15 protein-coding genes are annotated in these 17,716 nt (G+C 33.4%); 7 read left to right on the top strand and 8 right to left on the bottom strand.

Annotated features, from left to right (window positions below; all coding sequences use genetic code 11):
* Positions 1 to 203 precede the first annotated feature (203 nt).
* The 8 genes from groL to miaB all read right to left on the bottom strand — a co-directional run bounded on the left by groL (position 204) and on the right by miaB (position 7,546).
* Complete coding sequence (groL, locus tag B0A78_RS03105; RefSeq protein WP_014166402.1) at positions 204 to 1,835, bottom strand: chaperonin GroEL; 1,632 nt, start codon at positions 1,833 to 1,835, stop codon at positions 204 to 206.
* An 82-nt stretch (positions 1,836 to 1,917) separates the two neighbouring features.
* Positions 1,918 to 2,193: a co-chaperone GroES gene (locus tag B0A78_RS03100; protein ID WP_014166401.1), complete on the bottom strand. Its 276-nt coding sequence runs from the start codon at positions 2,191 to 2,193 to the stop codon at positions 1,918 to 1,920.
* 144 nt (positions 2,194 to 2,337) lie between these two features.
* Positions 2,338 to 2,700, bottom strand: a complete 363-nt coding sequence (gene secG / locus B0A78_RS03095; RefSeq protein ID WP_041253276.1) for a preprotein translocase subunit SecG — start codon at positions 2,698 to 2,700, stop codon at positions 2,338 to 2,340.
* A gap of 3 nt (positions 2,701 to 2,703) precedes the next feature.
* On the bottom strand, positions 2,704 to 3,873 hold the full coding sequence (locus B0A78_RS03090; protein ID WP_014166399.1) for a tetratricopeptide repeat protein: 1,170 nt from the start codon (positions 3,871 to 3,873) through the stop codon (positions 2,704 to 2,706).
* Between the two features lie 3 nt (positions 3,874 to 3,876).
* Positions 3,877 to 4,380 (bottom strand): LptE family protein, encoded by a 504-nt coding sequence (locus tag B0A78_RS03085; protein WP_097609346.1) that lies wholly within the window; start codon positions 4,378 to 4,380, stop codon positions 3,877 to 3,879.
* Positions 4,381 to 4,448: 68 nt separating this feature from the next.
* Complete coding sequence (locus B0A78_RS03080) at positions 4,449 to 5,708, bottom strand: sigma 54-interacting transcriptional regulator (RefSeq protein WP_014166397.1); 1,260 nt, start codon at positions 5,706 to 5,708, stop codon at positions 4,449 to 4,451.
* 3 nt (positions 5,709 to 5,711) lie between these two features.
* Positions 5,712 to 6,083 carry a hypothetical protein gene (locus B0A78_RS03075; protein WP_014166396.1) on the bottom strand — a complete coding sequence of 124 codons (372 nt, stop codon included), beginning with the start codon at positions 6,081 to 6,083 and terminating at the stop codon, positions 5,712 to 5,714.
* Between the two features lie 11 nt (positions 6,084 to 6,094).
* Positions 6,095 to 7,546, bottom strand: a complete 1,452-nt coding sequence (gene miaB, locus B0A78_RS03070) for a tRNA (N6-isopentenyl adenosine(37)-C2)-methylthiotransferase MiaB (protein WP_065213036.1) — start codon at positions 7,544 to 7,546, stop codon at positions 6,095 to 6,097.
* 246 nt (positions 7,547 to 7,792) lie between these two features.
* Between miaB and topA the strand changes: the two genes are divergently transcribed.
* From topA to B0A78_RS03035, 7 genes are all read left to right on the top strand, one after another.
* Positions 7,793 to 10,294 carry a type I DNA topoisomerase gene (gene topA, locus B0A78_RS03065; RefSeq protein ID WP_065213037.1) on the top strand — a complete coding sequence of 834 codons (2,502 nt, stop codon included), beginning with the start codon at positions 7,793 to 7,795 and terminating at the stop codon, positions 10,292 to 10,294.
* 6 nt (positions 10,295 to 10,300) lie between these two features.
* On the top strand, positions 10,301 to 11,446 hold the full coding sequence (locus B0A78_RS03060; RefSeq protein ID WP_077225593.1) for a formimidoylglutamase: 1,146 nt from the start codon (positions 10,301 to 10,303) through the stop codon (positions 11,444 to 11,446).
* Positions 11,447 to 11,552: 106 nt separating this feature from the next.
* A complete protein-coding gene (porK, locus tag B0A78_RS03055) occupies positions 11,553 to 12,938 on the top strand; it encodes a T9SS ring complex lipoprotein PorK/GldK (RefSeq protein WP_041253274.1) in 1,386 nt (461 codons plus the stop codon).
* 62 nt (positions 12,939 to 13,000) lie between these two features.
* On the top strand, positions 13,001 to 13,636 hold the full coding sequence (gene porL / locus B0A78_RS03050; RefSeq protein WP_014166391.1) for a type IX secretion system motor protein PorL/GldL: 636 nt from the start codon (positions 13,001 to 13,003) through the stop codon (positions 13,634 to 13,636).
* 51 nt (positions 13,637 to 13,687) lie between these two features.
* Positions 13,688 to 15,217, top strand: coding sequence for a type IX secretion system motor protein PorM/GldM (gene porM / locus B0A78_RS03045; RefSeq protein WP_014166390.1), 1,530 nt, complete (start codon positions 13,688 to 13,690; stop codon positions 15,215 to 15,217).
* Positions 15,218 to 15,265: 48 nt separating this feature from the next.
* Positions 15,266 to 16,261, top strand: a complete 996-nt coding sequence (gene porN, locus B0A78_RS03040; protein WP_014166389.1) for a type IX secretion system ring subunit PorN/GldN — start codon at positions 15,266 to 15,268, stop codon at positions 16,259 to 16,261.
* A 381-nt stretch (positions 16,262 to 16,642) separates the two neighbouring features.
* Positions 16,643 to 17,698, top strand: a complete 1,056-nt coding sequence (locus B0A78_RS03035; RefSeq protein WP_097609345.1) for an NAD(P)/FAD-dependent oxidoreductase — start codon at positions 16,643 to 16,645, stop codon at positions 17,696 to 17,698.
* Positions 17,699 to 17,716 lie beyond the last annotated feature (18 nt).

Genomic DNA, 17,716 nt, shown 5'->3' with positions numbered 1-17,716 from the left:
ATTTGTTCTAGTATTGATTTCATTGAAACAATTGAAAAAGTATTATCCTACTTCTAAAAAGAAATAATTTATTGCATAAGTGTTCTAGGAACTTCTTTTTTTTCAAGTTTTTATCTATTCTCTATCATCCATCACCCCTCATCACAAAAAAAGCCGCTCTTTCGAACGGCAATTTTAAGCTATTAAGTTATCGAGGTTTTCGATTACATCATTCCCGGCATACCGCCACCCATTGGCATACCACCAGCAGGAGCTTCTTCCTTAATGTCAATTAAAGCACACTCGGTTGTTAAAATCATTCCTGAAACCGAAGCCGCGTTTTCTAAAGCTACACGTGTTACTTTTTTAGGGTCAATGATTCCTGCTTCCAGCATGTCTACATACTCGTCCGTTTTAGCGTTGTATCCAAAGTTTTCTTTGCCTTCCGCTACTTTAGCTACAATTACCGAGCCTTCTAAACCAGCATTTTCAACGATAGTGCGTAATGGCGCTTCAATAGCACGAGAAACAATTTGAATTCCTGTAGCTTCATCACCATTTTCAGCTTTGATGTTCGCTAAAACCGCTTTGGCTCTTAATAAAGCCACACCACCACCAGCTACAATACCTTCTTCCACCGCAGCACGAGTTGCATGTAAGGCATCATCCACACGGTCTTTTTTCTCTTTCATTTCTACTTCAGAAGCAGCACCCACGTACAATACCGCTACACCACCTGCTAATTTAGCCAAACGTTCTTGTAATTTCTCACGGTCGTAGTCAGAAGTCGTTGACTCCATTTGCGCTTTGATTTGGTTTACACGATTTTTAATCATTTCGTTCTCACCCGCACCGTTTACAATCGTTGTATTGTCTTTATCGATAGATACTTTTTCAGCAGTTCCTAACATTTCTAAAGTAGCGTTTTCTAAAGTATATCCGCTTTCTTCTGAAATTACAGTACCTCCAGTTAAGATAGCAATATCTTCTAACATGGCTTTTCTACGGTCACCAAAACCAGGTGCTTTTACCGCAGCAATTTTTAAAGCGCCACGCAATTTGTTTACAACCAAAGTAGATAAAGCTTCACCATCTACATCTTCCGCAATGATTAATAACGGTTTTGAAGATTGCGCAACAGGCTCTAAAATGGGTAATAATTCTTTTAAAGAAGATACTTTTTTGTCGTATAATAAAATGTAAGGTCTTTCTAATTCAACCTCCATTTTTTCTGTATTGGTTACAAAGTAAGGCGATAAATACCCTCTGTCAAACTGCATTCCCTCTACTACATCTACATAAGTATCAGTACCTTTAGCTTCTTCCACAGTAATTACCCCTTCTTTACCCACTTTACCAAAAGCGGTCGCAATTAAATCACCAATCACTTCATCGTTATTAGCCGAAATAGAAGCTACTTGTTTGATTTTATCAGTAGAAGAGCCCACTTCTTTTGCTTGTTTGCCTAAATCCGCAACGATAGCCTCAACCGCTTTGTCGATACCACGTTTTAAGTCCATAGGGTTAGCACCCGCAGCTACGTTTTTCAAACCTTCTTTAACGATAGCTTGTGCTAATACGGTAGCAGTAGTAGTACCGTCACCCGCTAAATCATTGGTTTTAGAAGCTACTTCTTTTACCATTTGCGCCCCCATGTTTTCAAGAGTGTCTTTCAATTCTACTTCTTTAGCCACAGAAACCCCGTCTTTAGTTACGTGAGGAGCCCCAAACGATTTCGAAATGATTACGTTACGTCCTTTAGGTCCTAATGTCACTTTTACTGCGTTTGCTAATGCGTCTACACCGCGTTTTAATCCGTCACGTGCTTCAATATCAAATTTTATATCTTTTGCCATTTTTATTTTTTTAGTGATTAGTGATTAGTGAACAGTCTTTGAAATTTACTTTTCACTATTTACTTTTTAACTTTTTACTATTTTAGATGATTGCAAGTATGTCTTCCTCGCGCATGATTAAATAATCTTTGCCTTCAAATTTTAAATCAGTTCCAGCATATTTTCCGTAAAGAACCGTATCGCCAACTTGAACAGTCATAGGTTGGTCTTTTTTCCCGTTTCCTACAGCTACCACAATTCCTTTTTGAGGTTTTTCTTTAGCTGTATCAGGGATGATGATACCAGAAGCTGTTTGTGTTTCGGCAGCCGCTGGTTCCACGATAACGCGGTCTGAAAGTGGTTTAATGTTTAATGCCATAATTATTTTTTGGATTTTTAATTGTTATTAAATTCTGTAGCTATTTGGACAGAAATTGTGCCAAGTTGAAAAAGCTGTCAAAATTGGCAAAAACAAAAATGCCAGCTCTGACAAGCTGGCATTTTTAAATATTTTTGTTTTGGATTATTTTTTTTCGTCTGTAGCGGCTTTAACAGGAGTAGATGGAGTTGCTGTTTTACCATTAGTCCCTGATGCCGCTGGAATTGCAGCAGGAGCAGCCGATTCATCAATTAGTTTAGATCCTGTATCGTTACTTGTTCCATTGAAACTTAAACTAGATAATAAGATCAATACTAATAAAGTTCCTGCTAAATACCAAGTTGATTTATCTAGAAAGTCTGTTGTTTTTTGAACACCACCCATCATTTGTGAACTACCAAAAGTTGAAGATAATCCTCCTCCCTTAGGGTTTTGCACCATAATTACTACCACTAATAAAAAACAAACTATAGTGATTAATACTAAGAAAATTGTAAATGTACTCATTGTTTATCTGTTGTTATTCTGTTGTAAATCTTTTATATCCAAAATTCTGTCTGCAAATAAACTACTTTTTTCTGGATATTTCAAAATTAAAATTTCATAAGCTTGTATTGCTTTCGTGTATTTTTTTTGTTCCAAATAAATTTTTGCTAGAGTTTCGGTCATTAAATAGGGACTATCGTTCTTCTTGACAATATAATTTGGAGTAGGAATGTTATCTTTTGGAGGAGAAATTTTTGGATTTGTATGGATGAATTTGTCGATTAAATCCATTTTTGAACTTACATCAATCTCTTTTTTTTCTGTTATATTAGAGCTTTCATTATTTGTAGAAAGGGGAACCGCTTTACTGATTTCCTCAATATTAACTTCTTTTTCTTTTTTTATTTCAGATTCTTTGTTTTTTGTAGTGACGCTATTTTCAGGCCTTTCAATAGGGGTTGTTTTAGATAAAAGCAACCATTCTTGAAATGAAAGAGTTTTGCTATCATCAAGGATAATAGGCTCACTAAGATTGATGTCTATTGCTTGTTCTTGCTCTAAATCAACAGTGTCTTCCAACCAAGATATTTTTTCTCTAATTGATGGGTTAATAGAAGTAGCAACTTCAATTTTGTTGTTAGCAGATTGGTCGGATTCTGATATAGAAGATAAAATAGACTTTTCTAAAGGGTTTTTTAATGAGATAGATTCTTCTCTAATTGTATTATCGTTCACATCTTCTACTATTTCATTAGCAATGATAATTGAATTGAGTACTGATTGTTCTAGTTTTTCTTCATCTGTGGCGCTACTTTGTGCTTCAGATTCTAACTCTAGAGAAATGGTTGTATTTCTTGTTTCTTCAATTATGTTGCTTATAGGTTTTGTAATTTTTTCTGGTGATATAGTTTTTGTTTCGTATGCTGATGTGTTTTCTGTAAAATAGAGTTCTTGTGCGAAATTTTTATTGGTAATAAAGTCGAAAAGAACGGTTCTATCAGTGGTATGAGCAGCTGTAAGTTTAAGAGCAGTAGTGTATTTAAAACTGTCTTGTATATGTAACCCTTTTAGATATAAGCTTCGTGCACTTTGAAAATATGGATATTCTTTAAGTACAGATTCCAATTCACTGCATTGTGAATGAGTGATTGTATTAGGGTTTTTTAGTAAAGAGATAAGTTCTGCCGTGTTCATAAACTACCATTTAGCTAAGGTTTCGTTAAACATATCTTGTGTAATTCGTTCAAATATTTCGTCTAAAGCTGTTTGTAATTTGCTTCCCGTTAATTGTTCTGCTGCAGGATAGTCATAGTAGAAAGAAAATTTCTTTTCAAAATTTTCTTCTGATTTATTTCTGTTTGAAAAACGAAGGTTAGCAGTAATTGAAAGTCTATTTTGAGCAGCTGTTAGATTAGCAGTTGCGGTCATAGGACTAATACGGTAGTCTACTATTTCACCTTCATATACCAGGTCGCCATTTGTATTTGTTAGATTTAAATTGGTTTGATTTTGAATTAAATCTTGTAAGCGTAAGGTGAATTTTCTCTCGATTCCAGGTTCAATAAGTTCTGAAACATTTTGAAATGTATTTACTTGGAATGTTTTAGCGTCTATTTTGCTAGTTCCTGTAAAATTATAGATACCACAGGAAGATATAATGGATAAGGCAAAGAGAGAAATTGTATATTTTAATTGTGTCATAATTTTGATAATGAATAGCTATTTTTAAAAAAGAGGTTTTGTATAAACGGATTTGATAAAAATAAAAATTATAAATCAAATTGTTTAATTTTTCTGTATAATGTTCTTTCTGATATGCCTAACTCGTCGGCTGCAGCTTTTCGTTTGCCTTTGTTTCGTTCTAAAGCTTTTTTTATTAACTCAATTTCTTTTTGATCTAAACGCAAAGAATCCTCTTCTTCTTCAATTGTATCGGCAAAGATATAATTGGAATCATCATCTTCATCAAATTCTTCTTGAATGTGAGGGGTATTTGTGATGGTTTGAAGTCTTGTTTCCTCTTCAAAGTAGGGGTTGTTCTCTTCTTTTTGACCATAAATGCGTTGTATGAGTCCTTTGTTCGCTTCTTGTACTTTAGAACTCCCATTTTGCATGAGCTCTAAAGTTAGCTTTTTAAGATCGTTTAGATCAGCCTTCATGTCAAAAAGTATTTTATACAAAATTTCTCTTTCTGATGAAAAATCACTTTCCGCTTTTGGACTTACAATTTGAGGTAAATGATTCCCTTCATTAGGTATATACGAGATAAGAGTGCTAGCCGTAATATCACGATTCGTTTCTAAAACGGATATTTGCTCGGCTACGTTACGTAATTGACGAATATTACCTCCCCATCTGTATTTTAATAAATACTGTACAGCATTGTCTTCTAGTTTTATAGGAGGCATTTTATATTTTTGAGCAAAATCGGAAGCAAATTTTCTGAATAACAAATGAATGTCTTCTTTTCGCTCTCGCAAAGCAGGAAGTCCTATTTCAACTGTACTTAATCTATAATACAGGTCTTCTCTAAATTTGCCTTTAGAAATAGCTTCTTGCATCTTAACATTAGTAGCAGCTACAATACGGACATTTGTTTTCTGAACCTGAGAAGATCCTACTTTTATAAACTCGCCATTTTCTAAAACACGTAACAAACGAACTTGTGTTGTAAGAGGAAGTTCTCCCACTTCATCTAAAAAAATGGTGCCTCCGTCAGCTACTTCAAAATAACCCTCGCGGGTATTGGTAGCACCTGTAAAGGCTCCTTTTTCATGACCAAATAATTCTGAATCTATAGTTCCTTCTGGTATCGCTCCACAATTTACGGCAATATATTTTCCGTGTTTTCGATGGGATAAAGCATGGATGATTTTAGGAATACTTTCTTTACCTACACCACTTTCTCCTGTAACTAATACAGAAATATCGGTAGGAGCTACTTGGATAGATTTTTCAAGAGCTCGATTTAACTTTGGATCGTTTCCAATGATTTCAAATCGTTGTTTTATGCTTTGTACATTTTCCATAGATTAATCCAAAGAGTCTAATAGTAAACAGCTTTTGTTGACAATAATATTTTTAATTTCAACTATGTGAATTAAATATTTGCCCTTGTTTTGTTTGATAATTGCTATAGTTTCTAATTGTATTTTTGATCCTTTTTTTCTTATTTCCTCAAGAGTTGATTGTATATCTGTGCTTTGAACGCCTTTTTTATTAACAATTAATATTTCTTCATCGGTAATAGAACACTTTTTGAAAAAAAATTGTTTGTTTTTCTTAACTAACATACCAAAGAATATATCAGAAGTGTCTTCTTTTGTATTAAAAATTAATTTTTCTTGGCTCAATAAATTTACGCTAAACAAGAAAAAAAGAATTACAAAAAATGATCGAAACATAAAAAATATTTTTAATTCTGCATAATATCTGAATAGCCTACCGCTTCACCTATTAATGTAGCGGCAGTGCAATCCGTGACTTTTACCAATACAAAATCACCTGGTTTGTAGTTCTCTTTAGGGAATACAACTACGGTGTTTTGTGAATTTCTTCCACTCCAATGTTGATCAGAACGTTTAGAATCTTTTTCGACTAAAACTTCTACAGTTTGACCTATGAAACGCTGGGTACGTTGTAATCCTAATTTTTGTTGTAAATCAATGATTTCATTTAAACGACGTTTTTTAACTTCCTCAGGAATATCATCTTCCATTTTTCGAGCAGCTAAAGTTCCAGGTCTTTCAGAATAGGCAAACATAAAGCCAAAGTCGTACTTGCAATGTGCCATTAAACTTAGTGTGTCTTTGTGGTCTTCCTCTGTTTCAGTTGGAAAACCTGCTATCATATCTTGTGATAATGAAATGTCAGGGATGATTTGATAAATTTTGTCTACAAGTTCTAGGTATTCTTCACGCGTATGTTGACGATTCATCTCCTTTAATATACGTGTACTTCCTGATTGTACAGGTAAGTGAATGTACTTACATATATTGTGGTGTTTGGCCATCGTTTCAATTACTTCGAGGTGCATATCTTGCGGATTAGAAGTAGAAAAGCGAAAACGCATTTTAGGGAACTTAGTTGCGCATAGATCCAATAATTGAGAAAAATCTACAGCAGTTGCTTTTTGCATTTCACTTGCTTTTATGAAGTCTTTTTTAAGCCCTCCACCGTACCAAAGATAGCTGTCAACATTTTGACCTAATAAGGTGACTTCTTTATATCCTTTATTCCATAAATCTTGAATTTCCTCTATGATACTTTGTGGTTCACGGCTACGTTCACGACCACGGGTGAAAGGGACTACACAAAAGGTACACATATTGTCACACCCTCTTGTAATAGATACAAACGCATTCACACCATTACTATTTAAACGAACAGGTTGAATGTCTCCATACGTTTCTTCTTTAGAAAGAATAACATTAATAGCATCACGACCTTCTTCCACTTCACTTAATAAATTAGGAATGTCTTTATAAGCATCAGGTCCTACAACAAGATCTACAATCTTTTCTTCTTCTAGAAATTTTTCTTTTAGACGTTCTGCCATACAACCTAGAACACCTACTTTCATAGTAGGGTTTACTTTTTTTATTGCATTGTATTGTTCTAAACGTTTACGAACGGTTTGCTCAGCTTTGTCTCTAATCGAGCAAGTATTTACTAAAACTAAATCAGCTTCTTCAAGATTTTGTGTCGTGTTGTAACCTTGTTCTGTTAAGATAGAAGCTACAATCTCACTATCTGAAAAGTTCATCTGACATCCATAACTTTCTATGAACATCTTTTTTGTATTCTTCTGATTCTGTTCTAAAATCAAGCTTGTTCCTTGTCTATTTTCGTCAATTACCTTTTCCATAAAAATGCCATTCGTATTTTTGAGACAACAAAGATAATACTAAATTTTTTATTATGACAGGATGTCATATTTGTTTGGTTAAAAGTTTCTAGAAGACTGTTGAAAAAAGTTTATTTTATCGCTTAAAAACCCTAGAAAAAGGAGGAGGAGGTAGTGATGAAGAAAAATGTTTGTGCAATATATAATTGCATAAAAATTGCATTTAAAAAAAAACTTCTACTTTTGCCGAAGAAATAAACGTTACAAATGGCAAAGAATTTAGTAATCGTAGAGTCGCCTGCCAAGGCGAAAACTATAGAGAAGTTTTTAGGAAAAGACTTTCAAGTAGAGTCGAGTTTTGGGCATATTGCCGATTTACCTTCAAAAGAAATGGGGGTGGATGTAGAAAATAGGTTCAAGCCTAAATACGAAGTTTCTTCTGATAAAAAAGCTTTAGTGAAAAAACTAAAAGACTTGTCAAAAACAGCTGAAATGGTTTGGTTAGCATCCGATGAAGACCGCGAGGGTGAGGCTATTGCGTGGCACTTAGCGGAAGAATTAAAATTAGATAGATCCAAAACAAAACGCATTGTTTTTCATGAAATTACTAAAACAGCCATTCAAAAGGCAATCGAAAACCCGAGAGGAATTAATTACGATTTAGTAAATGCACAACAAGCACGTAGGGTGTTAGATCGTTTAGTAGGGTATGAGTTATCGCCTGTCCTTTGGAAAAAAGTTAAAAGTGGTTTGTCAGCCGGTCGTGTTCAGTCTGTTTCAGTACGTTTAATTGTAGAACGTGAGCGAGAGATTCAAAACTTTACATCAGAAGCTACTTATAGTGTTTCTGCTGAATTTTCTAATGAATTAGGAAGAACATTTAAAACAAAATTAACTAAAAACTTTACTACAAAAGAAGAAGCTGAAAAATTTTTGCAACAAAATATAGGTTCTATATACAAAGTATCGGATTTAGAAACAAAGCCAACAAAAAAATCACCAGCAGCTCCTTTTACCACATCTACCTTACAACAGGAGGCTGCTCGTAAGCTATATATGCCAGTGGGTATAACCATGCAAGTAGCACAGAGGTTATATGAGGCTGGGTTAATTACTTATATGAGAACGGATAGTGTTAATCTTTCTCAAGAAGCAATGAGTGCAGCTCAAGATGAAATTTCTAATTACTACGGAAAAGAATTTAGTCAACCACGTAGTTATGCAACAAAATCAAAAGGAGCACAAGAAGCGCATGAGGCAATTCGTCCAACGGATATGTCGCGACATACCGTTCAATTAGATAGAGATCAATCTCGTTTGTATGATTTAATCTGGAAACGTACCATTGCTTCTCAAATGAGTGATGCGCAATTAGAACGAACTAATGTTAAGATTGAGGCAAACAATCATAAAGAAATTTTTGGAGCAACAGGAGAAGTTATTAAATTTGAAGGCTTTTTAAAAGTATATTTAGAAGGAAATGACGATGAAGATGAAAAAGAAGAAGGAATGTTGCCAGCCCTGAAAATAAACGAAATTTTAAAGAATAACTATATTACTGCTACAGAGCGTTTTTCAAGACCAGCCGCTCGTTATACAGAAGCATCTTTGGTAAAAAAATTAGAAGAGTTAGGAATTGGTCGTCCCTCTACGTATGCTCCTACTATTTCTACGATCATAAATAGGAACTATGTTGAAAAAGGAAATTTTGAAGGAACTGAGCGTAAGTACAATCAGTTGATTTTGAAAAATAATCAAATAAAATCTGAAATATTATCTGAAAACGTAGGCTCAGATAAGGGAAAATTAGTACCTACTGATATTGGAACTATAGTAAATGATTTTTTAGTTAAAAATTTTGAAACCATTTTAGACTATAATTTTACAGCAAAAGTAGAGCAGGATTTTGATGAAATTGCTATAGGGAATAAAGAGTGGGAAAACATGATGGATGATTTTTATAAACATTTTCATCCCAATGTTCAAAATGTTGAAAAAAATGCAGAACGGGAAAGCGGGGAAAGAATTCTTGGAGTTGATCCTAAAACAGGTAAGCAGGTTTTAGTTCGCCTAGGAAAATTTGGACCTATGGTGCAAATAGGAAATGCAGATGATGAAGCGAAGCAATTTGCAAGTTTGCGTGCCGAACAAAATATAGGAACCGTTACTTTGGAAGAAGCTTTAGATCTGTTTTTATTGCCTAAAATGCTAGGAGAATATAATGGGGAAGAAGTAGAGGTAAATAATGGAAGATTTGGTCCCTATGTGAGATTAGGAAAGATTTTTATATCTTTGCCTAAAGGAGAGGATCCTCTAGATGTAACGTTAGATAGAGCAAAAGAATTAATAGACGAAAAAAATAAAGCAGATGCCCCTATAGGACAATACCAAGGAATGGACGTTCAAAAAGGAGTAGGGCGTTTTGGACCATTTATTAAATGGAATGGAATGTTTATTAATGTTAATAAAAAATATAATTTTGATCAATTGTCTTCTTCTGATATAACAGAGCTAATAGAGGATAAGTTGCAAAAAGAAAGTGAAAAACTGATTCATAATTGGGAAGTTGAAGGAATTCGAGTTGAGAAAGCCAGATGGGGACGTTCAGTAATCCTAAAAGGAAAGATTAAAATTGAATTGAGTAAAGATGTTGATGCTGCTCAGTTAACCTTGGAAAAAGTACAAGAAATGATTGAAGCAAAAGCTCCCGCAAAGAAAACACCTGCTAAAAAAACAACGCCTAAAAAGACAACTATCAAAAAAAAGTAAATAATAATGGTGTTTGATTTTTTAAAACCCTTAGAGGTTGATTTCTTAATAGATGTTCATAGTTTTTCAGAAGCAACCTTAGGAAGGAAAGTTCGCTTTAATACTCAAGAGGAATTTCCTGATTTAAGAGAGGTGTCAATTGCTATTGTAGGAGTGTTGGAAGAAAGGGGCAATCAAAAAGGAAATGCAAATCTTGATTTGTTGTCCATAAGAAAAGCATTCTATTCTCTATATTCAGGTAATTGGAATGCTAATATTGTTGATTTAGGAGATATCGTAGGAGGAGCAACCGTAGAAGATACTTATTTTGTGCTAAAAGGAGTGATAGAACAATTGGTTAAAAATAACATCATTCCAATAGTTATAGGAGGTTCTCAAGATTTAACGTATGCTATGTACCGCGGTTACGATCGTTTAGAGCAAATGGTGAATGTTGTCACAATTGATAGTCAGTTTGACTTTGCTAGAGATAATGGATCTTTAGCTGATTCCTATCTAACCAAAATGATTGTTGATGAGCCTAATAATTTGTTTAATTATAGTAATATTGGCTATCAAACCTATTTCAATTCACAAGAAGAAATAGATTTAATAGAGAAATTATATTTTGATGCCTATCGTTTAGGAGAAGTAGCACATGATCCGACTATTACAGAACCCGTTCTAAGAGACGCAGATTTAGTTTCTATAGATATGAGATCCGTTATGTCTTCTAATTCAGGAAATTTTATAGATTTTATGCCTAATGGCTTCTCGGGAAAAGAAATTTGTGCTTTTTCAAGATACGCAGGAATTAGTGATAAAGTAACTACCTTTGGAGTCTTTAATCATGGATATACTAATTCAGAAGCAGTTTTAATTGCACAGGTGATATGGTATTTTATAGAAGGATATCATTATCGTTCCAATGAATATCCTTTTGGAACAAAGAGTAATTTTATTAAATATATTGTACCTTTGGATGAAGAACTTGTTTTTTATAAGAGTGATAAAACGGGACGTTGGTGGATAGAAATCCCTTTTTTGTCAAATTCTTATAATAAACTAAAAAAAAATACGTTACTTCCTTGTACCTATGATGATTATTTAGATGCTTGTGAAGGTATAGTGCCCGAAAGATGGTGGAAAGCACAGCGTAAAAATTTATTGTAGAATTTTTTTGTAAGTTTTTTTAACGTTTTTTTTTGGTAATTAGGAAATAAATAAATAGGTTTACAATCTTAAAGTAAAGGTGAATACATACATAACCCAAATTTATATGAAGAAGTTCATTTTATCAGCAGTACTTGTTATGTTTTTATACAGCTGCGGTTCAAAAGACAATGGCCAGCTTGTTGGTGTTAAGGGAAAAGCTTGGCATCCTGAAAAACCTTATGGGATGACATTGGTTCCAGGTGGTTCTTTTATTATGGGTAAATCAGATGACGATTTAGCTAATGTTCAAGATGCTCCAACAAAAACAGTGACTGTACGTTCATTTTATATGGATGAGACTGAAATATCAAACAGTGAGTATCGTCAGTTCGTACATTGGGTGAGAGATTCTATTGTTAGAACTAAATTGGCAATAGCAGCTGATGAGTTAGGTCAAAAAAATGATGGAAAAAAATCCTCAAAAGGAGGTAGCATTGCAGATTATGCTTTTTTAGATGCCGATACAACTAAAATGTCAGTTTATGACAAGTATATGTATGACAACTATTATAGTATTGGAACAGGAGATGATCCTTATTCAGGAAGAAAATTGAATAAAAAAATCCCAATTAAATGGAAAACAAGTGAGTATCCAGATTCGTATTACACAGAAGTTATGGATTCTATGTACATTCCTGCAGCAGAAGCTTATAACGGGTTAAGAACTTTACGCTCTGAAAATTTAAAATTTAAGTATACTTGGATGGATATCCAAGCGGCAGCTAAAGCGAAAGTAGGTAAACGTAAGGAGTTCATTAAGCAAGAAGAAGTAACTATTTATCCAGATACAACGGTATGGATTAAAGACTTTTCTTATTCTTATAATGAGCCAATGCACAATGATTATTTTTGGCATCAAGCCTATGGCGATTATCCTGTAGTAGGGGTTTCTTGGAAACAAGCAAAAGCTTTTTGTGCTTGGAGAACTTTATACCATAACGGCGCAAGAAAAAGATCTCATAAAGATAATGTAAATGCTTATCGTTTGCCAACAGAAGCCGAATGGGAATATGCGGCGCGTGGCGGGTTAGAATCAGGGACTTACCCTTGGGGAGGACCTTATGCAAAAAATGATAGAGGGTGCTATTTGGCTAACTTTAAACCTTCTCGCGGAGATTATGCAGCGGATCAAGCTTTGTATACCGTAGAAGTAGATGCGTATGAACCAAATGATTACGGTTTGTATAATATGGCAGGTAATGTAGCGGAATGGACGGATTCTTCTTATGATCCAACAGCTTACGAGTTCTTATCTACGATGAATCCAAATGTTTCAGATCAAAAAAATATGCGTAAAGTAACGCGTGGTGGTTCTTGGAAAGATGTAGCTTACTTCCTACAAGTTAGTACACGTGATTTTGAATACGCAGATTCAGCTAGAAGTTATATCGGGTTCCGTACTATTCAAGATTATATGGGAACAGAAGCAACAGGCAACTCATCAAAATAGGATTTTTTTAAATATTTTTTAAATCTATCATAATTATATTAACTTAACTAAAATTTATTATTATGGCAATTTTATCACCTAGAGTAATGAACTTCGCATACGGGTTTGGTGCGGCAGTAGTAATCGTTGGAGCTTTATTTAAATTAATGCACTGGCCAGGAGCAAGCGCTATGCTTATTGCTGGTTTAGGTACAGAAGCTTTAATATTCGGTTTGTCTGCATTTGAAACTCCAGCACAAGAGTTAGATTGGACTTTGGTTTATCCTGAATTAGCAGGGGGACAACCAACTGCTAAAAAGGCTAAAAAAGAGGAACCAGTTGAAACACAAGGATTATTATCTCAAAAATTGGATGCTATGCTAAAAGAAGCAAAAATTGATGGTGAATTAATGGCTAGTTTAGGAAACAGTATCAAAAATTTCGAAGGAGCAGCTAAGAATATGGCACCTACTGTAGATGCTATTGCTGGACAAAAGAAATATGCAGACGAAATGTTAGCAGCTGCTAATAATATGGCATCTTTAAATAATTTATACAAGTCTCAATTAGAAAGTGCTTCACGTAATGCTGAAGCAAATCAAGAAATTGCAGAAAATGCAGCTAAATTAAAAGAACAAATGCAATCTATGACAACAAATATTGCTACATTAAATAGCGTGTATGGAGGTATGTTGTCAGCTATGAGTAATAGAGGATAATCTTCTTGTCTTTTCTAAATAATTATTTAATAACTAAAAAATTCTAAAAGAATGGCAGGAGGTAATTTAAGTCCTAGACAGAAGATGGTGAACCTTATGTATTTGGTTTTCGTCGCTATGTTGGCAATGAATATGTCAAAAGAGGTCCTTTCAGCATTTGGTTTAATGAATGAACGATTTGAAGGGTCTAATCAGTCAGCAAAATCTACAAATCAGCAAATGTTAGCTTCTCTTGATCAGAAAGCAGCTGAAGCTAAAGGAGAATTTGCAATGGCAGCAGTAACCGCACATAAGGTAGAAGCTGCTTCAAATAAATTTTATTCGTTTATAGATGGTATAAAGGCAGATATTACAAAAGATATCACTTTAGAAAAAGGAAAATTGCCTTATGAATCTATGGATAAAGGTGATAAATTAGATGAAACATGGTTTCAAGGAGAAAACTATACTGCAAAAGGAAAAGCAGTTGTTGATGCTATTGAAACATATAAATTGGATTTAAAAAGCGCATTAGGATCTGAGAAAAAATATGCTCATATTTTAAATGAAGTTCTAAATAAATTTGATACTAAAGATGTAATGAAAACAGATGGTTCAAAAGATAAGTTTTTGAATTATCATTTCAAGGGATTCCCTTCGATTGCTTCTTTAGCTAAGTTGTCAGCTTGGCAAAATGACGCTAAAAAAGCGGAATCAGATGTAATTAGTGCTGCTTTAGGAAAAGCTGCAGTACAAGCTGCTTCTTATAGTAATTATCAGGCAATCGTAGTGTTGGAAAAAAACGCATACTTCCAAGGGGAACAAGTAAAAGGTAAAGTTGTTTTAGGTCGTTATGACGAAAATACAAAACCAACATCTTTTCAAGGACCTGGACGTTTAGAAAATGGTCAAGCAGTTATTTCAACCACAGCAGGTGGAGTAGGTGAACAAAATATTAATGGTCAATTTACATTCTTAGAGGATGGTAAAACAATTCCATTGAAATTTGCTGGTACATACGTGGTTGTTCCGCGTCCAAACTCGGCTACAATTTCAGCAGATAAAATGAATGTAGTGTACCGTGGTGTACCAAACCCAATTTCAATATCTTTTGCTGGTGTGGCAGATAATAATGTGAATGCTTCAGCTCCAGGTATGACTAAAACAGGAAATGGTAAATACATATTAAAGCCAGGACCAGGAACGTCATTAATGATTAATGTAAGCGCTAAGTTACCTGATGGAAAGGTTGTTTCTGATAAAAAAGAATTCCGTATCAAAGGGTTGCCAGCTCCTACAGGTAAAGTTCGTGGAGAAGTTTCTGCAAAAGGATCTAAATCTAATTTAGAAGTATGTACCGTAACTGCAGAAATGGAAGATTTTGATTTTCCAGTAGATGTACGTGTTACACAGTTCAATGTAAAAGTTCCAGGGCAACCAACAATAGTAGTTACTGGTAACAAGATGGATGCTAGAGCAAAAGGTGCTATTCAAAAAGCACAAAGAGGTGATGTGGTAGTAATTTCTGAGATTAAAGCATCTTTCTCAGGTATTGATCAAGTTGCTAAACGTGTGTCATCTTGTACTTATGAAGTACAATAATAATTGCATAAATTTCGTTTAATTTTTAAACGCCTCAAATAGAAAATTATGAATTGGAGAAATTTAGTATTAGCATTTTTTGTTAGTGGAAGTATGTCAACTTTCGCTCAGTCAAATTTGTTGAATGCAAAAAAACCGCAAGAAATAGGTTTAAAATCTGCAGCTCAACAAACTAAGGACAATGATAAACCTTTAGATTATGGTTATGTAGATGATAGAGATATCTTGATGTCTAAGAAAGTATGGGAAATAATCGACTTGGATGAGCGTATTAACTTTTCTTTGTATTATCCAATTGATACAATTAGTATAGGTTCTGATCGTAGATCACTTTATGATGTATTAGTAAAGGGAATAAAATCAGGCAAGATTACTCAAGTATATGGTGATAGCTATTTTAGAGAAAAGAAAACGTTAAAAGATATTAATGCTTCGCTCACTAAGATTGATACCACTGATGCAGGTCGTGAAGAGATGAATTCAGATATCAATGCTTATAAAAGTAGAACTGTAGAGGTTCCTGTATATGAAGGTACTGGAAAAAAACGTAAAAAAGTAGGTGTTGAAACAAAAGTAATTCCCGCTTCAAAGTTTATTTCTTCCGAATATATAAATAAAACCGATTTAGCTTCTATTGATGTTTCTGATTATAAAATAGTTGGATTATGGTATTTCGATAAGAGACAATCTGATTTACGCTATCGTATTTTAGGAATTTGTCCAGTAATACCAGATGTTTATACTATGGGTAAATCAGAAGAAGAAAAAGATTATATTGATTTATTTTGGATATTTTATCCAGATGCAAGAGGAGTGTTACACGAAGCGAAAGCTTTTAACGAAAAAAATTCTTCTATGCCTATATCTTTTGATCATTTGTTGAATTCGAGAAGATTTAATTCGGTTATTTATAAAGAAGAAAATATTTATAACGATCGAGATATATCTAAGTACATGAAGGATAACTCTTTAATGCAATTAATAGAAGCACAAAGAGTAAGAGATAAAATCCGTGACTTTGAACAAGATATGTGGACTTATTAATGATAAATTTCTCCAATTACATAAAAAAACTCCTACCCGTTAAGGTAGGAGTTTTTTTATGTATTATAGAATCTATGATGTGTTTTAAATCCAGATTACAGAGTAGAAATTTATTATAGATAAAAATGATTTTAGATTTATAAAACTAGATTTGCGGTAAAAAATTTCTAGGTATTTTATATTCTTTGTTTTTTTATTTTCATCACAAAGGTTAATGCGTAATCTGGGTTTTAAAAAAGCTTATTTTTAAATTAATTAATAAATTAGTATTAACTTTGTAATAGTAGTAAGTAATAGTTGTATTAAATAAATAGAACTTATTATTTAAATATATAAATGCGAAAGACGTATTTTTGAAATAAGAGTTTTTATCTTTGTACTATGATCGATTATTTAATTGTTGGTTCAGGTATAGCAGGTATTAGTTTTGCTGAAATAGCAAAAAACAATGGAAAGTCAGTACGAGTTTTAGATGATTTTTCTACCAATTCTTCTAGGATTGCAGGGGGGCTTTATAATCCTGTTATACTAAAAAGATTTAGCGAAGTTTGGAAAGCAAAGGAACAAATTCATTTTAGTTTGCCCTTTTTAGAGACTCTTCAAGCTAAATTAAAAACAAATTTTGTATTTCCCATACCTGTTTTTAGAAAATTTGCTTCTATTGAAGAGCAGAACAACTGGTTTCAAGCGTGTGATAAAACGAATTTATCTCCTTTCCTTTCTCCAAAAATTATTCATAAAAAATATGAATCAATTGCTTCTGATTATGGTTTTGGAGAGGTTTTGTATACAGGCTATGTTGAAATTGCTCTCTTAATAGATGCGTATATTAATCGCTTAAAAGAGGAAAATAGTTTTATAAACGAACGATTTGAATATAATTCTATTGAATTTTTAGACGAATCTATACTTTATAAAGGCGATTTTTATAAAAATATAATTTTTGCAGAAGGGTATGGATTGGTAAATAATCCTTTTTTTAATGATCTTCCTTTAGATGGAACAAAAGGAGAATTATTAATAATTAAAGCCCCCAATCTAAAATTAGATGTGGTTTTAAAATCTAGCATTTTTATCTTGCCAATAGGGAACTCCTTGTTTAAGATAGGAGCTACTTATAATTGGAAGGATAAGACAGATATTCCTACTGAAGAAGGAAAAATGGAATTGATCAATGACTTAAGAGAATTAATTGATTGTGATTTTGAAGTTGTTGAGCATTTTGCGGGGGTCAGACCGACCGTAAAAGACAGAAGACCTTTGTTGGGAACTCATTCCGTTTATAAAAGATTGCATATCTTAAACGGATTAGGGACTAGAGGAGTTATGTTAGGCCCTTGGTTAGCGTATAATTTATTTAATTTTCTTGAAAATGGTATAGAATTAGATAGAAATATTTCTACAGAAAGATTTCATAAAAAAAAATTACTTTCATAGTCTGAAAAACAAACTAAA

It is taken from the genome of Flavobacterium columnare NBRC 100251 = ATCC 23463 (assembly GCF_002530675.1).
Lineage (GTDB): Bacteria > Bacteroidota > Bacteroidia > Flavobacteriales > Flavobacteriaceae > Flavobacterium > Flavobacterium columnare.
The sequence above is the reverse complement of the archived record's forward strand: the minus strand, read 5'-3'. Positions and strand labels throughout refer to the sequence as shown.